Origin of the sequence: Bradyrhizobium sp. 482_C4_N1_8, from assembly GCF_052075965.1 — a bacterium.
Taxonomy (GTDB): domain Bacteria; phylum Pseudomonadota; class Alphaproteobacteria; order Rhizobiales; family Xanthobacteraceae; genus Bradyrhizobium; species Bradyrhizobium barranii.
Map to the genome: position 1 here is coordinate 287223 of NZ_CP197231.1, position 16149 is coordinate 303371.

Genomic DNA, 16149 nt, shown 5'->3' on the forward strand with positions numbered 1-16149 from the left:
GGCGACCTCCATGTTTGCAGGTGACGAAGTCTTGTTGGTGTTTAAGCCGCCGCGCGCATCAGGCAGCAATTGCTGTTGGCCGGCTGCGGCAGCTTTGTTCGCTCTTCGCAGGCTTGCTGGATGATGCGGAAGCGCGTGCCGCCGTCCTCGTTCGGCTCGATCCGGAAGATGACGTGGCTCTCGCGAAACGGCGGCTCTGAATCGCGAAGCCGGTAGCGCACCTCTTCGCCTGCGATCGTTGATTCAGGCTCGGCGCCTGCAAGGTCGCAATCCGGCAACCAGCGCTCGCGCAAGGCCGGAATGGTGACGGCGCGCCAGACCTTTGCTGGCGGCGCGTCGAATTCATATTCGAGCACCAGTTTTGCGTCGGAGGGATCAGGTTTCGCTGCGTCGCTCATTGATCCATGTCCTTGAGGAGATCGGCGAGTGCTTCCATGCGCTTCGGCCAGTAGGCACGGTAGCGCGCAAGCCATGTGCCGATGGCCACGATTCCGTCCGGGTCGACTTCGTAGTTCACGAAGCGGCCCTGCCGCTGTTCGCGTACGAGGCCTGCCGCGCGCAGCACCGAAAGATGCTGCGACATCGCCGGCTGGCTGATCTCCAAACCGTCGCGCAAAGCGCTGGCATTCAGGCTTCCGCCGGCGAGCTTCTCAAAGACCTTTCGGCGCGTCGGGTCGGCCAGTGCCTTGAAGATGTCGGCTTCGATCATGCCAATACATAAGCATGTGCTTATGTGTCGCGCAAGCCCCCGATTACTGAAGCGCTTCTCCGTGCTGCGAAATATCCAGTCCCTCCAGCTCGTGCTCACGGGATACGCGCAAGGGCACGAACAGGGAGACCAGCTTGAGCAGGACGAAACTCACGCCGGCCGCCCAGACGAAGGTGACGGCGACCCCGTAGAGCTGGATCAGCAATTGCTGCGGATGGCCCTCGATCAGGCCGGCGGTGCCGCCGATCGCGGAAGTCGCGAACACGCCGGCCAGCAGCGTGCCGGTCAGGCCGCCGATGCCGTGGACGCCGAACACGTCGAGGGAATCGTCATAGTTGAAGCGGTGCTTGAGCCAGGTGCAGGCCCAGTAGCAGACGGCGCCGGCGACAATACCGATGACGATGCCATGCCAGGGCGCGACGAAGCCCGAAGCCGGCGTGATCGTGCCGAGCCCGGCGACCGCGCCGGAGATCATGCCGAGCACCGACGGCTTGCGCCGGGTCGACCATTCGATCGCGCCCCAGGTCAGCGCGCCGGAGCAGGCCGCAAGATGCGTCGCGATGATCGCCAGCACCGCGCGCGAATTGGCTGCGCCCGCCGAGCCGCCGTTGAAGCCGAACCAGCCGACCCACAACAGGCCGGTGCCCATCACCGCGAGCGACAGATCGAACGGCGACAGATTTTCGGTGCCGTAGCCGTGGCGGCGGCCCATCACCTTGGCGGCGACGAGGCCGGCGGTGCCGGCCGACAGATGCACGACGAGGCCGCCGGCGAAATCCAGCACGCCCATGCTGGCGAGGAAGCCGCCGCCCCACACCCAATGCGCCAGCGGAATGTAGACGAAAATGAACCAGGCGACCGAGAACACCAGATAGGCGGAGAATCGCATCCGGTCGGCGACCGAGCCCGCGACCAGCGCCACCGTGATGATGGCAAAGGTCATCTGGTACAGCATGAACAGCGCTTCCGGGATCGTCTTCGCCGCCGGGTTGACGCTGTCCATCGTCATGCCCGCGAGGAACCAGCGGTCGAGCGTTCCGATCCAAGGCCCGTCGCCGACGAAGCAGAGCGAATAGCCGAACGCCACCCAGAGGATCGAGATCATCGTCACCGCGGCGAGGCTCTGCGCCATGGTGGCGAGCACGTTCTTCTTGCGCACCATGCCGGAATAGAACAGCGCCAAGCCGGGGATCGTCATCATCAGCACCAGCGCGGTGGCGACGATCATCCAGGCGGTGTCGGCGGTGTTGATCTCAGAGCCCGCGGCGTATGCGGGCGCCGCAACGAACGTCACAAATCCGAGCGGCGCAGCCATAGCAGCTGCGCGGCGCAACAATCCCGCCATGTCATTCCCCCCGGCATCAATTGGCGTCGCACGCTGTGGCGTCGTTGCCCGGTGCGATCGAAGAAGGATCAAAGCGTTTTCGAGCGAAGTGGATACCGGTTCGCGTGAAGAAAACGCGTCAAAACAAAAAGCCTTAAAGCGCGTCGCTGTCGGTTTCGCCGGTGCGGATGCGCAGCGCGTGGTCGATCGGCGTGACGAAGATCTTGCCGTCGCCGATCTGCCCGGTGCGCGCCGTCGCGGTGATCACGGCGACCGCCTTGTCGGCGACGTCGGAGGCGACCGCGATCTCGATCCGCAGCTTCGGCAGGAAGTTCACGACATATTCCGCGCCGCGATAGATCTCGGTATGACCCTTCTGGCGGCCGTAGCCTTTCACCTCGGTCACGGTCATGCCGTGGACGCCGATCGCGGTCAGCGCCTGGCGGACTTCATCGAGCTTGAAGGGTTTGATGATCGCGACGACGAGTTTCATGGTCAGGCCTATTCCCCGGGGATGCGCCACGCCGTATGTCCCCGGCGCAGCGTCAATCTGGCATCTTTCCGGGCAAATGGCATAAAAAACTTGCAGACTGAAGCGGAAAAACGTTTGGCCATGTGAACCGCCGCCTCTGTACAGGGCATCCGTTCATCCTTCACAATGCGTTTTTGGCATGGATGCGGTGAACCGAAGCGTCCCGGCCGGTACAAAAGTATGTTTGAGGGGGACGCTTCATGGCGAGTTGGTTCTACGCATCCGAGGGCAAGCAACAGGGACCCTATCCGGAAGGGCAATTCCGCGACCTGGTCGCGCAGGGAGTTGTGCGCCCGGATACGCTGGTGTGGTCCGAGGGCATGGCCGGCTGGCAGAAGGCCGCCGAAATTCCCGGCCTGATCGGCGGTGGCGGTGCGCCCCCGATGATGCCGGCCGGCGGTCCGCCGATGATGGGCTCCGGTGGTTACGCTGGCGCCGGCTACGCTGGTGGTGGCGGTGGCAGCGGAGGAGCGCTGTCGGTCGATTTCGGCATCCTCGAGTTCACCTGGCGCAGCATCGTGATGCTGATCGGCATGTGCCTCATCATTCCGGTGCCGTGGGTGTTCGTCTGGTACACGAAATGGATCGTGTCCTGCGTGAAGGTGCCCGGCCGGCCCAATCTCAGCTTCACCGGCAATGCGATGACGCTGGTGCCCTGGTTCTTCGGCTTCATCGTCCTGGCGATCGCGATCGGCGTCATCGGCAGTGCGCTGCTCAGCAATCTGCTGTTCATCGCGCAGATCGTGCTCTACTGGCTGCTGATCAAATGGATGGTCGCGAACCTCGCCTCCAACGAGCAGCCGCTCGGGCTCAGCTTCTCCGGCTCAGCTTGGGCCTATATCGGCTGGAATCTGTTGTTCGCGATCTCGATCATCACGATCATCGGCTGGGCCTGGGTCGCCGCGGCGCAGATGCGCTGGTTCTGCCGCAGCATCGAAGGCACGCGCCGTGAGATCGTGTTCAAGGGCAGCGGTCTCGGCATTCTCTGGCGCGGCATCGTCGCCGCGATCCTGTCCAGCCTCATCATCCCGATCCCGTGGGTGTATCGCTGGATCATGAACTGGTTCGCGTCGCAGACCGAGCTCGCTCCGCGCGGGTCGCTCGGAGCTTGATCGCAAATCCCAGGCGCGACGAACTCGCGCCTGGGCGCTAGGACTTCCGCTCGCGCACAGAACCTTCCTGCGCGACGGAGGCGACCAGCGTGCCGTCGGGCTTGAAGATCGAGCCGCGGGTCAAGCCGCGGCCGCCGCGTGCGTTCGGCGAATCCTGCGCGTAGAGCAGCCATTCGTCGGCGCGAAACGGGCGATGAAACCACATCGCGTGGTCGAGGCTCGCGGGCATCATGCGCTTGTCGAACAGCGTGCGGCCGTAGCGCGCCATGATCGCGTCGAGCAGCGAAAAATCCGAGGCATAGGCCAGCGCGCACATGTGCAGCGCCGGATCGTCCGGCAGCTTTGCCGCGGTCCTGATCCAGACGTGAATGCGGCCGTCCTCGATCTTCTGGCCGAAATAACGGCCGAGCTCGACCGGGCGCAGCTCGATCGGACGATCGGACTCGTAGTAGCGGCGGATGAACTCCGGCATCTCCTTGAACATCGGCTGCTTCGCCACCTCCTCCGCCGTCAGCTTTTCCGGCGGCGGCACGTCGGGCATCTTGTCCTGATGATCGAACGCGCTCTCCTCGTCGGTGTGGAACGACACCATGATCGAGAAGATCGCGTTGCCGTGCTGGATCGCGGTGACGCGGCGGGTCGAATAGCTCTTGCCGTCGCGCAGGCGCTCGACCTGGTAGATGATCGGGATCTGCGGATCGCCCGGCAGGATGAAATAGCAATGCAGCGAATGCGGCAGCCGGCCCTCGACCGTGCGGCAGGCCGCAACCATCGCCTGCCCGATCACCTGGCCGCCGAACACCCGCTGCCAGCCCGTCTTCGGGCTGTTGCCGCGGAACAGATTCACCTCGAGCTGTTCGAGGTCGAGAATCGAGATCAGGTCGATCAGGCCTTTGGACATGATGGTGCTTTCGAAGCATCTCGTCATTCCCGGGCATCGCGACAGCGATGACCCCGGAATCCCGAGCCGATAACCTCTGGATTCCGGGTTCGCGCTTTTGCGCGCCCCGGAATGACGGAATGAGGCAGTTCCGCCCTTGTTTCACCGCACTGTTTCGCCCACCTCAAGTCTGCTAGCAAGGCCTGGAAAAGCCGAAGTGTGAACCAGGAATTTGGTATGCCGGTACAGGGTAGCATTGTCATTGGTGGCGGCGCGTTTGCCGGCCTCGCGCTGGCCCTGGCGCTGCGCCAGGGGCTCGGGCCCGAGATTCCCGTCATCGTCGCCGACCCCGCGCTCGCGACCCGTCCGAGCCGCGACCCGCGCGCGACCGCGATCGTGGCCGCCTGCCGCCGCCTGTTCGAGGCCATCGGCGCCTGGGACGCCGTCAGGGGCGAGGCGCAGCCGATCCTCGACATGGTCGTCACCGATTCAAAGCTGGAAGACGCCACCCGTCCGGTTTTTCTGAACTTTGCCGGCGATGTCGCGCCGGGCGAACCGTTTGCGCATATGGTCGAGAACCGCCGTTTGATCGACGCGCTGGTGGTGCGGGCCGAAGCCGAGGGCATCGATCTCCGCGCCACGACGGTCGCGTCTTATGACGCGCGCCCGGAAGGCGTCGACGTGACGCTTGGCGACGGCAGCGTGATTGCGGCAAGCCTGCTGGTCGCCGCCGATGGCGCGCGGTCGAAACTGCGCGAGCGCGCCGGTATCGTCACCCATGGCTGGGAGTACGATCAATCCGGCATCGTCGTCACCGTCGGCCATGAGCGCGATCACGACGGCCGCGCCGAGGAGCACTTCCTGCCCGCGGGTCCCTTCGCGATTCTGCCGCTCTCCGGAAAACGATCCTCGCTGGTGTGGACCGAGCGCCGCAGCGAGGCCGCGCGCATCATCGCGTTGAGCGACGAGGAGTTCCACGGCGAGCTCGAGCGCCGGTTCGGCCTGCATCTCGGCGAGGTCAAGGCGCTCGACAAGCCGCGTGCGTTCCCGCTGTCCTATTTCGTGGCGCGCTCCTTCATCGCCGAGCGTCTCGCGCTGGTCGGCGATTCCGCGCATGTCATCCATCCGATCGCGGGCCAGGGCCTCAACATGGGGCTGAAGGATGTCGCAGCACTGGCCGAAGTCGTGGTCGATGCCGCGCGGCTCGGCATGGATCTCGGCGGCGTCGACGTGCTCGAACGTTATCAGCGCTGGCGCCGCTTCGACACCATGGCGATGGGCGTTGCCACCAACTCGCTGAACTTCCTGTTCTCCAACCAGTCGACGCTGCTGCGCACGGTGCGCGACATCGGCCTCGGCCTCGTCGACCGCGCCCCGCCGCTGAAGAACCTCTTCATCCGCCAGGCCGCTGGTTTGACCGGTGAGATCCCGCGGTTGCTGAAAGGTGAGGCGTTGTAGCAATCGCGCAAGCTCTAACTCCTCATCCTGAGGAGCGCGCTTGCGCGCGTCTCGAAGGATGAAGGCCGAGGTGAGAGAGCCGGGCTTTCATGGTTCGAGACGGCGCTATCGCGCCTCCTCACCATGAGGGCCGCCTGATCAATCGATCTTGCGCGCCTCTTCCGGCAGCATGATCGGGATGCCGTCGCGGATCGGGTAGGCCAGCTTGGCGCTGCGCGAGATCAGCTCCTGCTTTGCGGAATCGAACTCCAGCGGACCCTTGGTCAGCGGGCAGACCAGGATCTCCAGCAATTTGGGATCGACGCTGGTTTCGGGGCGTTCGGTGGGCGCGTTCATTGGGGTCTCCGAAGATCGCTTGCCTCTAGCACAGAAAATCGCGGCCGCCCATTGCGCCACCAGAGCGTTTTCGAGCGAAGTGGGTACCGGCTCGCATAAAGAAAACGCGTCAAAACAAGAATCTAGGCAGAGACCATCCGCATGATCTCGTCGAGCAGGCCCTGGAGCCGTGCCGCCGGTACCGGCGTGCCCGACAAGGCAAAGCCCAGGAATGTCCAGTACAGGATCTGCGCGCGGGCCTGCGCCTTCGCCGGCTCAAGGCCCCGCATCGCAAGCAGCGTCTCGATATAGTCGATCCTGCGGCGGTCGATCGCGCGGACCGCGCCTTGCGCGGCCGTATCGAACGCCGCCCAGCTGCGCACGGCGCGCTCCAGGTCGAGCCGCGCGCCAAAGGATCTCCGCAGCAGCGCCTTCAGCGGCTCGTCGCCGGCGGCCTCGACGTCGGCGATGATCTGTTCGGCCGCGATCTCGCGCCAGCGCTTCAGGACTTCGGCGTGGAACGCGCCGAGATCGGCGAAATGCCAATAGAAGCTGCCGCGCGAGACGCCCATCGCCTTTGCGAGCCGATCGGCTTTCAGGGCCGTGAAGCCGTTCTTGGCCAGCGCCTTCAGGCCCTGTTTGATCCAGTCGTCGGCGGAGAGTTGTTCGGTCATGACCGGTTCCGGAAATTGGCCATACACTAGTGTATTGACAGGCGGCGGGCCAGCGCCTATCTCACTATACACAACTGTATGGACGAAGCTTCAGGGAGCTGTGCCGATGCGTGATCTCTTGCTCCAGTGCTCCGGCGTCGTGGCCATTGCCGTGGCCCTCATCCATGGTGTTCTCGGCGAGACCAAGGTCTTTGCCCGCGCCCGCATCGAGCCGGAACGGCTCCGCACCCTAATTCGCCTGGTCTGGCAGGCCTCGACCGTCGCCTGGATCGGTGGTGGTGTGCTCCTGATCGCGGCGCCCTGGATGGACTCGGAGCTGGCGCGCCGCTGGATCGTCATCACCATGGTCTGTGTGTTCGGTTTCTCGGCTGTCGCCAACGCGTGGGCCACGCGCGGCCGGCATTTCGGCTGGATGGCGCTCAGTGCCGTCGTTGCGATGGCGGTTGCCGGCTATTGAGGTGCCGCGCCCAGAATGCCGGCCGTCAAACCGTGAGGCGTAAGGCCGCAGCGGCCGCTCAAATGCCTGCTGCCTACGGAGCCAACTGATCTTTTCCGGATCGTTAGAATAACTCTAAAGCCATCCGCGTCCAAACCGGATTGACTTCATCATCGCCTTTGCTTCCCTCGCTCCCGCTTCGCGCCACGCGCGCACACGACAGAGGAGGAGACGTTCGTGAAGGTCATTCGTGTTGTTGCAATTGCACTGACGGTCGGCATGGGTATGAGCTCGGCGGCCATGGCCGACGGGTTCAAGGATTGCACCAAGCTCGACAAGGCGTCGTGGAAGCCGGCCGCCGAAGCCGAAGCCAAGGCCAAGGCGCTGGGTTACGAAGTGCGGCGCTCCAAGATCGAAGGCTCGTGCTATGAGGTCTACGGCGTCAAGGAAGGCAAGCTCTACGAGCTGTTCTACAGCCCGGAAGATCTTAGCCTGAAGAAGACGGTTGCCAAGTAAGGTTTCAAGCAAGGGCTTGAGCAAGGCTTGAGGATAGTCACGGCTTGATCGACGAAGCGGTGCCAGAAACGCGCGGGGCGTCCGACGGGACCCCCGCGGATCGAACGGCTTCGCGGACGGTCGCAGTCTGGGACCTCCCGCTACGCCTCTGGCACTGGGCCCTCGCGGTCAGCATCTTGGCCGCGTGGTTCACGCCCTCCGTCTACGATACCCTTCACCGCATCGTCGGCTATACGGTGCTCGGGCTTCTCGCCTTCCGCCTGGTCTGGGGTTTTTGGGGAAGCCGCTATTCGCGCTTCCGCATGGTCGGCGTCCGGCTTCGGGTCGCGCCACACTATCTCTGGAATCTACGCCGCGGCATGACCGGCCGCTATATCGGCCTCAATCCAGCCGGCACCTTGATGCTGGTAGCGCTGCTGCTGGCGATCGCCATCTCGGCCATCACGGGGGCGATGTCGGTGACCGTCACCTTCTTCGGCCTGTGGTGGGTCGAGGATACCCACGCGATTGCATCCGACGCCGTCATCGTGCTGGCCGTGGTACACGTGCTGGGCGTCGTGCTGATGGGGCTTCTCCAGCGCGAGAACCTGATCCGCGCGATGTTCACCGGACGCAAGCGCATCCGCCATCATCAATAGGGTTTTTGAGGCGGCGCTCTCTCCTTGTCATGGCCGGGCTTGTCCCGGCCATCCACGTTCTTTTGTGCCTCTCAGACGTGGATGCCCGGGTCATCGGCGAGCGAAGCGACGCCGTCCTTCGGACGGCTATGCCCGGGCATGACGGAGCGTGACGCGGCAGCGCGCCCCTCACTGCAATGGCGGATCGCCGCTGGTGCGCTTCTTGGCGAGATCCATCTCGGTCACCGCGATCAGGATTTCGGCGCGGGTCTTCAAATCCGGCGCCTCCAGCATGGCCTGCTTTTCCGCGGGGCCATAGGGCGACATCATCGCCAGCGCGTTGACGAGCGCTTCGTTAGGCGCGCTCTCGACGCCTTCCCAGTCGACCTTGAGATTGTTGGCCTTCAGGAAATCCGCCAGCACGGTCAGCAGCGCCTCGCGATCGACCTCGTCCTCGCCCATGCGCGCGGTGAAGTCGTCGACGAAGGTGAAGAAGTCCACCTTGCACTGGCGGTAGGCGGTCAGCACTTCGAGCTCCTTGACCACCTTGAAGCGCGAGACGCCGGTGAGCTCGAGGAGGTAGCGGCCGTCGCCGGATTCGGCGAGCTGGGTGATGCGGCCGACGCAGCCGACGCGGAACAGCGCCGGCCTGTCGGAATTCTTCGGCGAGTGCGCGATGTCGGGCTGGATCATGCCGATCAGGCGATGGCCGTCGCGCAAGGAATCGTCGACCATCGAAAGGTAACGCGGCTCGAAGATGTTGAGCGGCATCTGGCCGCGCGGGAGCAAGAGCGCGCCCGGCAGCGGAAATACCGGAATGATCTCCGGCAGGTCGGCGGGGCCGCGATATTCGATGTTGATCGGCATCTGGACCCCGCTAGACCGCTAGAGCATGATCCGGACCCGGAGGGCCGCGTTAGCGCAAAGTGTGAAGCGGCTTTCCGACAAGATCATGCTCCAACAATAACCCTTACGAAAACAGGATCGTCGACAAGCGCTTTCGTCCCTCGACGGTAGCATCATCCGTGCCACCCCACGCCTCGAAGAATTGCACGAGCTGCTTGCGGGCGCCGTCGTCGTTCCACTTGCGGTCGCGCTTGATGATCGCCAGCAACTGCTCGGTGGCCGCCGCCCGGTTGCCTTGCGCATTCAGCGCGGTCGCAAGGTCGAAGCGTGCCTGATGATCGAGCGGGTTTGCGGCGACTTTCTGTTCCAGCTCGGCCACCGGCCCCAGCTGCTCCGCCTGCTCGGCGAGATCGATCGCGGTCTGCACGGCCTTCACGGCGGGGTCGTTGCGCTTGGATTCCGGCACCATCGCCAGCGTCTGCTTGGCCTGCTCCATCGCGCCGGAGACGGCGTAGCATTTCGCGAGTCCGGCAAGGGCCGCGATGTTGGTCGAATCGTGCTGCAGCACCTCGGCATAGATCTGCGCCGCGGCGGCGGCGTCCCCCTCGGCGAGCACCGCCTCGGCCTCTTGCAGGATCTCGGCGATATTGGGCTCGCCCGGCGCCGTCACGCCCTTGGTCACCTTTTCGATGAAGGCGTTGACCTGGCTCTCCGGCACTGCGCCCATGAAGCCGTCGGCCGGCTGGCCGTTGACGAAGGCGATCACGGCCGGGATCGACTGGATGCCCATCTGGCCCGGGATCGCCGGATGCTGGTCGATGTTCATCTTGACCAGCTTGACCTTGCCCTTGGCCGCCTTGACCGCCTTTTCCAATACGGGCGTGAGCTGCTTGCAGGGGCCGCACCACTCCGCCCAGAAGTCGATCAGCACCGGCTGGCGCTTCGATTCCTCGATGACGTCCTTCACGAAGGTCTGGGTGGTGGTGTCCTTGATCAAATCGGCCGCGGCCGCGCCCGCCGCTCCGTTACCCTGGTCGATGATCGTCACGGGATCCCCTCGTCTGATGTCTGGAATGGCGGCTCTTTAGCACGTCGCCAAATCATATGCTTCGTTGTCGGCTCCTAGATTGGGCCGAATGGGCCGAATTTCAATCCATCAGGGCCGATTCGCCGGTTCCGGGACGTTTTCGGGCGATTTGGCCGCGTTCGGGGTCCATATGGCCCTTCAATTGCGAATCTATGCTGCCGGTAGCTGTTGCATTCGCCGTCCGCTTTTGGCATACGACAGCCGTTGCCGGCGCGTCATGCGACCGACACAGGATGCGGGTGTAGCTCAGTGGTAGAGCACGACCTTGCCAAGGTCGGGGTCGAGGGTTCGAGCCCCTTCGCCCGCTCCAATTTTTCCCAACGCATCCAGCCAAACCGGGTCGGGCCGTGGTTTTCCACGCCGCTGGCGGCTGTATTGGGTCTCAAATGACAATTCTGGTCACGGGCAGCGCGGGCCACCTTGGGGAGGCCGTTCTCCGTATGCTCCGGGGACGCAGTTTCCCCGCGCGTGGAATCGATCTGAAGCCATCGCCCTTCACCGATGCCGTCGGCTCGATCGTCGATCCCGATTTCGTGCGGCGCCAGATGGAGGGCGTCACCGCCGTGATCCACACCGCGACGCTGCACAAGCCGCATGTGGCGACCCACGGCAAGCAGGATTTTGTCGACACCAACGTCACCGGCACGCTCAATCTGCTCGAGGCGGCCCTAGCCGCTGGCGTGCGCAGCTTCGTCTTCACCAGCACCACCAGCGCATTCGGCTCGCAGCTTCGACCCGGAGCCGGACAGGCTGCGGTGTGGGTCACCGAGGATCTGGCGCCGGTGCCGAAGAACATCTACGGCACGACCAAGCTGATGGCCGAGACTCTGTGCGAGCTGTTCTTTCGCGAGCGCGGCCTGCCCGTCGTGATCTTGAGGACCTCGCGCTTCTTCCCTGAGGACGATGACGATCCCGCGATGCGCTCGGCTTACCCGCTGGACAACGCACAGGCCAACGAGCTGCTCTATAGACGGCTGGATATAGCGGACGCGGTGAGCGCCCATCTCCTCGGCGTCGAGCGCGCGCCGAAGATCGGTTTTGCCCGTTACATCATCTCCGCGACGAGCCCGTTCGAGCCCCGTCATCTCGCGGCGCTCGCGCGCGACGCGGCCGGTGTCGTGCGCGAGCTCTACCCGGATTGCGCGCAGCTCTATGCGGCGCGCGGATGGCGGCTATTCCCCGAGATCGACCGCGTCTATGTCAACGACCGTGCGCGGCACGAGCTGGGCTGGCGGCCCGAATTCGACTTCGCGCATGTCCTGAACAGCCTGCGCGATGGGACGGATTTTCGCAGCACGCTGGCACGCGAGATCGGGTCGAAAGGCTATCACGACACGGTATTCGACGACGGACCCTATCCCGTCGCCTCGTAATCGCCGTCTTTGCCGTTTTGCTCGACGCATCAAATGTCTGCCCGGCGTCACCGGGAGCAGACCGGGGTGAGCCGTTCTACTGTGCATGGGGTTGTTTTCGCAATTTTGTGCGACCGCTCTTCCTGCTGCCTGCAAATCAGTCACGCACCATTTTTTGATTCCGCGTTGCAGCGAGACCGTGATCGTCGCCGTGCAAATCTTCGTGGCGTTCAGTCTCAATTTCTATTGAGTCTGACTGCAGTGCTCCCGACGCGCTTCTCACCGTCCGCAGATGTGCTAACCTTTTTGCGTCTGTCGTCCTGACAGACTCCGAACTTCGCCTCTCGACTAGCAAAACAAAATAACGTGCAGCCCTGACGGCTGCCTTAGGGGAGTGACGTGATGAAATTCCATCAATCCGTCTTTCAATCCGTCCTGGCGCTTGCAGCGGTTGCCCTTCTCGCGGGGACAAGCGCAGTCAGCGCGCAACAGCAGGACAAGAACCGCCAGCTGAAGAAATACGAATCCGGCACCAAGGAGTTCTGGACCCATCCGCCGGACGACTGGTTCCTCGGCGACGAGACCGAGGCGCAGAAGGGCCTCGCGCCGCCATCAGGCCCGCCGACCGGCGCGTCGGAGGCCGAGCTCGCCGCGATGATGAAGAAGATCAAGCTGCCGGCCGGCTTCAAGATCGAAGTCTATGCGCCCGGCGTTCTCGCCGCGCGGCAGATGGCCTGGGGTGACAAGGGCACGCTGTTCGTTGGCTCGTTCGGCCTCGGCAACGTCTATGCCATCAAGGACAACAACGGAAAGAAAGAGGTCAAGACCATCCTGAAGGGGCTGAACATGCCCACCGGTCTCGCCTTTAGGGATGGCGCGCTCTACGTCATCGCGGTCGACAAGCTGATCCGTTACGACAACGCCGAAGCCAATCTCGACAAGCTCGGCGACGGCAAGGTCGTCTATGACGACATGCCCTCCTATGCCGCGCATGGCTGGAAGTACATCGCGGTCGACAAGGAAGGCTGGTTCTACCTGCCGTTCGGACCGCCCTTCAACGTCGGCGTGCCCCCGACTAGTGTCTCGCAGATCCGCCGCGTCGATCCCAAGACCGGCAACGCCGAGATCTACGCGCTCGGCGTTCGCAACTCGGTCGGCGGGGACGTCGATCCGCGCACCGGCAAATACTGGTTCACCGAGAACGCGCGCGACTGGATCAGCGACGATCTGCCCTCAGACAAGCTGAACATGATCTCGAAGATCGGCGAGCATTTCGGCTATCCCTACTGCCACCAGGGCGACCTGCTGGATACGAAGTTCGCGATGGGTCACAAGTGCTCCGAGTTCACGCCGCCCGTGCTGAACCTCGGCGCGCATGTCGCTCCGCTCGGTATGAAGTTCTATACCGGCGATCAATTCCCCGCCGAGTACAAGAATAACATCCTGATCGCCGAGCATGGCTCCTGGAATCGTCACAAGTACCAGGGCGGCAATATCACGCGCGTGATCGTCGGCCCCGACGGCAAGAACGCCAAGAAGGAGGTGTTCGCCTCCGGCTGGATCGAGGGCGACCAGGGCTATCTCGGCCGTCCCAACGACATCATCCTCGCCAAGGATGGCTCGATCCTCGTCGCCGACGACTGGGCCGGCGCGATCTATCGCATCAGCTACAGCAAGAAGTAGCGTAGGACGACACGAGGCTGCGACCGGATGACGGTCGCAGCCTCGTTTGTTTGTGACAGGCTTGCAGCGGAACGCGTTCGTCATGCCCGGACTTGATCCGGGCATCCATCAAACGAGAAACCTCTTTGCAAACAGGATGGATTGCCGGGCCTACGCCAAGCAGGCGGGTCAAGCCCGGCAATGACAGTCGGAGAAATCAACCATGCGAGCCGTTCGGTTTGGAATTCTGTCTGTGACGCTTTCGCTAGCAGCACTTGCATTCGTCCGAGCCGAGGCGGCCGATAATGCCGCGATCCAGGAGAAGGCCGCCGTCTGCTCCGGCTGTCACGGCGAGAACGGCATTTCGCAGACGGAGAACATCCCCTCGCTGGCCGGCCAGCCCGATCAATTCATCCAGTGGCAGCTCGTGTTCTTCCGCGCCGGCTCGCGCAAGAACGACCAGATGCAGCCGATCGCCGAGGAGATCACCAACGAGGACATCCGCAATTTCGGCGCCTATTTCGCGCAGATGACGCCGCCGAAGGCCGCGGAAGACGGGGATCCGGACCTGTCGAAAAAAGGCGCGCAAGTCGCCGTCGGCCGCCGCTGCGCCTCGTGCCATACGGATAGCTTCGCCGGCACCAAGGCGGTTGCGCGGCTCGCCGGCCAGCGCGAGGAATACCTCGTCAAGGCGCTGCACGACTACAAGAGCAGCCAGCGCGTCGGCGGCGGTGGTGCTGCGATGGCCGATGTCGCCTATCACATGAGCGATGAGGAAATCACCGCCGTCTCGCACTATCTCGCGTATTTCAAGTAACGCGGAGTCGTTGCGGCAAGCGCCGCTGTCGTCCCGGGGCTCGCGCTCTGCGCGCCCCGGGACGACAGCGGAGCTTGGAGCTACCCCGCCCGCTGCCTCTCATACGCCTTCAGATGCGTATACGCGATGCGCAGCTTCGGCACCGGCACCTTGGCGGCGTCGGCGCGCGCGATGAGATCGCCGACGACGTGATCGGCCTCGACCGGCAGGCCCGCCTTGATGTCGCGGAACATGGATGCCGTCATCGGCGATCCCTCGGTGGTGAGGTTGCCCTTCACGCGCTCGAAGAACGGGCCGCCCGGCGTGTAGCCCGACGCGGTGGCGATCGCGCTGGTCTCGTCCAGCATGCCGAGCAAAAAGTCCCTGCCGCCGGGGGCCGCGAGGATGTTGCCGACGGAGGTGCGCATCAGGCTGGTGCTTGCGGCGAGCGAAGACAGGAACACCCACTTCTCCCACATGTCCTGCATGATGTTCTGGCTGGCGGCGGCGCCATTGATGCCGCTCTTGAAGGCCTCGTCGATCGCCTTGACCCGGTCCGAGAGCTTGCCGTCGCGCTCGCCGTAACTGAGCGACTGCATCGGCTGGAGCTGCACCACTTCGCGCTTCTCGTTCAGGGTCGCCGCGATGGCGCAGAGGCCGCCGAGCACGCGCTCCTTGCCGAATTTTTCGTCGAGCGTGTCGAGATGCTTCATGCCGTTGAGCATGGGGATGATCGCCGTATCAGGCCCGACCGCGGCCGCGAACGAGTTGATGGCGTCGTCGAGGTCGAACGCCTTGCAGCTCAAGAGCACGACGTCGAACTTTTCCTTGAGCGCGTCGGCCTGAACGGTCGGCGGATTCTTCAGCGTCACGTCGCCGTTCGGGCTCTTGATGACGAGGCCGGCGCTCGCGAGCTCGCTGGCGCGCCGCGGCCGGACCAGGAAGGTGACGTCGCGGCCGGCCTGTAACAGCCTGCCACCAAAATAGCCGCCGATGGCGCCGGCGCCGACCACGAGGATACGCATGGGAGAACTCCGTTTTATTCCTGGCTTTATACTTGGCTTTATTTTTGGCGGATGGCGAACAGGAAGTAGCGAATAGCAGGCGCGATTTCCACTCGCTATTCGCTAGGCGCCATTCGCGCGCTTCACTTTTCCGACACCATCTCCTCGACCTCGCGCAGCTGCTCCTTGCCGAAGAACATCTCGTTACCGACGAAGAAGGTCGGCGAGCCGAACGCACCGCGGGCAACGGCGTCCTCGGTGTTCTTGATCAGCTTGCCCTTGACCTCTGGCTCCTGGGCACGCGCGAACAGTTTTTGGGCATCGAGGCCGGAGGACGCCAGCGCCTTCGCCGCGACTTCCGGGTCGTCCATCTTCTTCGGCTCGCGCCACATGTGGTGGAAGGCGGCCTCGACATACTTTTCGAACACGCCCTCCGCCTGTGCCGCGATCGCCGTGCGCATCAGGTTCAGCGTGTTGACCGGGAAGAACGGATTCATGACATAGGGCTGGACCTTGAAGCGCTTGACGAAGCGCTCGGTCTCGACCGCCTGGAATTCGCGCTTGTTCTTGATGCCGGCGAGCGTCTCGGCCGGCGACTTGTTGTTGGTCGACTTGAAGATGCCGCCGAGCAGGATCGGCACGTACTCGAATTTGACGCCGATGCGCTGCTCGATCGCCGGGATCGCGAGATGACTGAGATAGGCGTTCGGGCTGCCGAAATCGAACAGGAATTGCGGGGCTGTGCGGGTCAAAATCGTTCTCCCTGACCTGGCTTTTGATCTGGCTTTTCATCCATTGTGGCGCAGGGCGCGCCACGGGTCCACCGTTT

At 63.8% G+C, this 16149-nt stretch carries 19 protein-coding genes and 1 tRNA gene; 9 read left to right on the plus strand and 11 right to left on the minus strand.

The annotated features are described in order from the left end of the window. Window positions 1–41: 41 nt before the first annotated feature. The 4 genes from AB7Z56_RS01310 to AB7Z56_RS01325 all read right to left on the minus strand — a co-directional run bounded on the left by AB7Z56_RS01310 (window position 42) and on the right by AB7Z56_RS01325 (window position 2526). Window positions 42–398: an SRPBCC family protein gene (locus tag AB7Z56_RS01310; RefSeq protein ID WP_063980295.1), complete on the minus strand. Its 357-nt coding sequence runs from the start codon at window positions 396–398 to the stop codon at window positions 42–44. After that, entirely contained in the window at window positions 395–709 is a 315-nt protein-coding gene (locus tag AB7Z56_RS01315; RefSeq protein WP_014490770.1) for an ArsR/SmtB family transcription factor, read from the minus strand. The genes AB7Z56_RS01310 and AB7Z56_RS01315 overlap by 4 nt, the downstream gene beginning before the upstream one ends. Window positions 710–752: 43 nt before the next feature. Next, complete coding sequence (locus AB7Z56_RS01320; RefSeq protein WP_063980296.1) at window positions 753–2054, minus strand: ammonium transporter; 1302 nt, start codon at window positions 2052–2054, stop codon at window positions 753–755. Window positions 2055–2187: 133 nt separating this feature from the next. Then, on the minus strand, window positions 2188–2526 hold the full coding sequence (locus tag AB7Z56_RS01325; RefSeq protein WP_008142802.1) for a P-II family nitrogen regulator: 339 nt from the start codon (window positions 2524–2526) through the stop codon (window positions 2188–2190). A 239-nt stretch (window positions 2527–2765) separates the two neighbouring features. On the opposite strand from AB7Z56_RS01325, the gene AB7Z56_RS01330 reads away from it, so the two are divergent. Continuing rightward, window positions 2766–3677, plus strand: coding sequence for a DUF4339 domain-containing protein (locus AB7Z56_RS01330; protein ID WP_063980297.1), 912 nt, complete (start codon window positions 2766–2768; stop codon window positions 3675–3677). A gap of 37 nt (window positions 3678–3714) precedes the next feature. On the opposite strand, the gene tesB is transcribed toward AB7Z56_RS01330, so the two are convergent. Further along, complete coding sequence (gene tesB / locus AB7Z56_RS01335) at window positions 3715–4578, minus strand: acyl-CoA thioesterase II (RefSeq protein ID WP_063985977.1); 864 nt, start codon at window positions 4576–4578, stop codon at window positions 3715–3717. A gap of 216 nt (window positions 4579–4794) precedes the next feature. On the opposite strand from tesB, the gene AB7Z56_RS01340 reads away from it, so the two are divergent. Continuing rightward, entirely contained in the window at window positions 4795–6015 is a 1221-nt protein-coding gene (locus tag AB7Z56_RS01340; protein WP_063980298.1) for a ubiquinone biosynthesis hydroxylase, read from the plus strand. 138 nt (window positions 6016–6153) lie between these two features. On the opposite strand, the gene AB7Z56_RS01345 is transcribed toward AB7Z56_RS01340, so the two are convergent. Together AB7Z56_RS01345 and AB7Z56_RS01350 are read right to left on the minus strand one after the other, a co-directional pair. Beyond that, on the minus strand, window positions 6154–6351 hold the full coding sequence (locus AB7Z56_RS01345) for a Trm112 family protein (RefSeq protein ID WP_011083431.1): 198 nt from the start codon (window positions 6349–6351) through the stop codon (window positions 6154–6156). Between the two features lie 122 nt (window positions 6352–6473). Next, window positions 6474–7004, minus strand: coding sequence for a TetR/AcrR family transcriptional regulator (locus AB7Z56_RS01350; protein ID WP_063980299.1), 531 nt, complete (start codon window positions 7002–7004; stop codon window positions 6474–6476). 106 nt (window positions 7005–7110) lie between these two features. Between AB7Z56_RS01350 and AB7Z56_RS01355 the strand changes: the two genes are divergently transcribed. The 3 genes from AB7Z56_RS01355 (at window position 7111) to AB7Z56_RS01365 (ending at window position 8594) form a co-directional block, all read left to right on the plus strand. Next, window positions 7111–7461: a hypothetical protein gene (locus AB7Z56_RS01355; RefSeq protein WP_063980300.1), complete on the plus strand. Its 351-nt coding sequence runs from the start codon at window positions 7111–7113 to the stop codon at window positions 7459–7461. Between the two features lie 216 nt (window positions 7462–7677). After that, complete coding sequence (locus AB7Z56_RS01360) at window positions 7678–7956, plus strand: PepSY domain-containing protein (RefSeq protein WP_028150199.1); 279 nt, start codon at window positions 7678–7680, stop codon at window positions 7954–7956. 44 nt (window positions 7957–8000) lie between these two features. Then, entirely contained in the window at window positions 8001–8594 is a 594-nt protein-coding gene (locus tag AB7Z56_RS01365; protein ID WP_084794915.1) for a cytochrome b/b6 domain-containing protein, read from the plus strand. Between the two features lie 168 nt (window positions 8595–8762). Here AB7Z56_RS01365 and AB7Z56_RS01370 read toward each other — a convergent pair whose 3' ends face one another. Further along, the gene (locus tag AB7Z56_RS01370) at window positions 8763–9440 is read right to left on the minus strand and encodes an LON peptidase substrate-binding domain-containing protein (RefSeq protein WP_063980301.1); all 678 of its coding nucleotides are present in this window, start codon (window positions 9438–9440) and stop codon (window positions 8763–8765) included. Between the two features lie 103 nt (window positions 9441–9543). Further along, window positions 9544–10467 (minus strand): thioredoxin, encoded by a 924-nt coding sequence (trxA, locus tag AB7Z56_RS01375; protein WP_063980302.1) that lies wholly within the window; start codon window positions 10465–10467, stop codon window positions 9544–9546. A 274-nt stretch (window positions 10468–10741) separates the two neighbouring features. Here trxA and AB7Z56_RS01380 point away from each other — a divergent pair. From AB7Z56_RS01380 to AB7Z56_RS01395, 4 genes are all read left to right on the plus strand, one after another. Beyond that, a tRNA-Gly gene (locus tag AB7Z56_RS01380) sits at window positions 10742–10816 on the plus strand. A gap of 76 nt (window positions 10817–10892) precedes the next feature. Then, window positions 10893–11879, plus strand: coding sequence for an NAD-dependent epimerase/dehydratase family protein (locus tag AB7Z56_RS01385; RefSeq protein ID WP_063980303.1), 987 nt, complete (start codon window positions 10893–10895; stop codon window positions 11877–11879). 381 nt (window positions 11880–12260) lie between these two features. Continuing rightward, complete coding sequence (locus tag AB7Z56_RS01390) at window positions 12261–13541, plus strand: PQQ-dependent sugar dehydrogenase (protein ID WP_166104978.1); 1281 nt, start codon at window positions 12261–12263, stop codon at window positions 13539–13541. Between the two features lie 202 nt (window positions 13542–13743). Continuing rightward, window positions 13744–14337, plus strand: a complete 594-nt coding sequence (locus tag AB7Z56_RS01395; protein ID WP_063980305.1) for a c-type cytochrome — start codon at window positions 13744–13746, stop codon at window positions 14335–14337. Window positions 14338–14417: 80 nt separating this feature from the next. Here the strand turns inward: AB7Z56_RS01395 and panE are convergent, their stop codons facing one another. Then, window positions 14418–15341 (minus strand): 2-dehydropantoate 2-reductase, encoded by a 924-nt coding sequence (gene panE, locus AB7Z56_RS01400; protein ID WP_063980306.1) that lies wholly within the window; start codon window positions 15339–15341, stop codon window positions 14418–14420. A 122-nt stretch (window positions 15342–15463) separates the two neighbouring features. Then, window positions 15464–16072 carry a 2-hydroxychromene-2-carboxylate isomerase gene (locus AB7Z56_RS01405; RefSeq protein ID WP_441256140.1) on the minus strand — a complete coding sequence of 203 codons (609 nt, stop codon included), beginning with the start codon at window positions 16070–16072 and terminating at the stop codon, window positions 15464–15466. Window positions 16073–16149: the final 77 nt, after the last annotated feature.

What these genes read in the sequence shown, in the direction of transcription:
- AB7Z56_RS01310 (WP_063980295.1), bottom strand. Translation starts at nt 398, where the DNA reads ATGAGCGACGCAGCGAAACCTGATCCCTCCGACGCAAAACTGGTGCTC.
- AB7Z56_RS01315 (WP_014490770.1), bottom strand. Translation starts at nt 709, where the DNA reads ATGATCGAAGCCGACATCTTCAAGGCACTGGCCGACCCGACGCGCCGA.
- AB7Z56_RS01320 (WP_063980296.1), bottom strand. Translation starts at nt 2,054, where the DNA reads ATGGCGGGATTGTTGCGCCGCGCAGCTGCTATGGCTGCGCCGCTCGGA.
- AB7Z56_RS01325 (WP_008142802.1), bottom strand. Translation starts at nt 2,526, where the DNA reads ATGAAACTCGTCGTCGCGATCATCAAACCCTTCAAGCTCGATGAAGTC.
- AB7Z56_RS01330 (WP_063980297.1), top strand. Translation starts at nt 2,766, where the DNA reads ATGGCGAGTTGGTTCTACGCATCCGAGGGCAAGCAACAGGGACCCTAT.
- tesB (WP_063985977.1), bottom strand. Translation starts at nt 4,578, where the DNA reads ATGTCCAAAGGCCTGATCGACCTGATCTCGATTCTCGACCTCGAACAG.
- AB7Z56_RS01340 (WP_063980298.1), top strand. Translation starts at nt 4,795, where the DNA reads ATGCCGGTACAGGGTAGCATTGTCATTGGTGGCGGCGCGTTTGCCGGC.
- AB7Z56_RS01345 (WP_011083431.1), bottom strand. Translation starts at nt 6,351, where the DNA reads ATGAACGCGCCCACCGAACGCCCCGAAACCAGCGTCGATCCCAAATTG.
- AB7Z56_RS01350 (WP_063980299.1), bottom strand. Translation starts at nt 7,004, where the DNA reads ATGACCGAACAACTCTCCGCCGACGACTGGATCAAACAGGGCCTGAAG.
- AB7Z56_RS01355 (WP_063980300.1), top strand. Translation starts at nt 7,111, where the DNA reads ATGCGTGATCTCTTGCTCCAGTGCTCCGGCGTCGTGGCCATTGCCGTG.
- AB7Z56_RS01370 (WP_063980301.1), bottom strand. Translation starts at nt 9,440, where the DNA reads ATGCCGATCAACATCGAATATCGCGGCCCCGCCGACCTGCCGGAGATC.
- AB7Z56_RS01385 (WP_063980303.1), top strand. Translation starts at nt 10,893, where the DNA reads ATGACAATTCTGGTCACGGGCAGCGCGGGCCACCTTGGGGAGGCCGTT.
- AB7Z56_RS01390 (WP_166104978.1), top strand. Translation starts at nt 12,261, where the DNA reads ATGAAATTCCATCAATCCGTCTTTCAATCCGTCCTGGCGCTTGCAGCG.
- AB7Z56_RS01395 (WP_063980305.1), top strand. Translation starts at nt 13,744, where the DNA reads ATGCGAGCCGTTCGGTTTGGAATTCTGTCTGTGACGCTTTCGCTAGCA.
- panE (WP_063980306.1), bottom strand. Translation starts at nt 15,341, where the DNA reads ATGCGTATCCTCGTGGTCGGCGCCGGCGCCATCGGCGGCTATTTTGGT.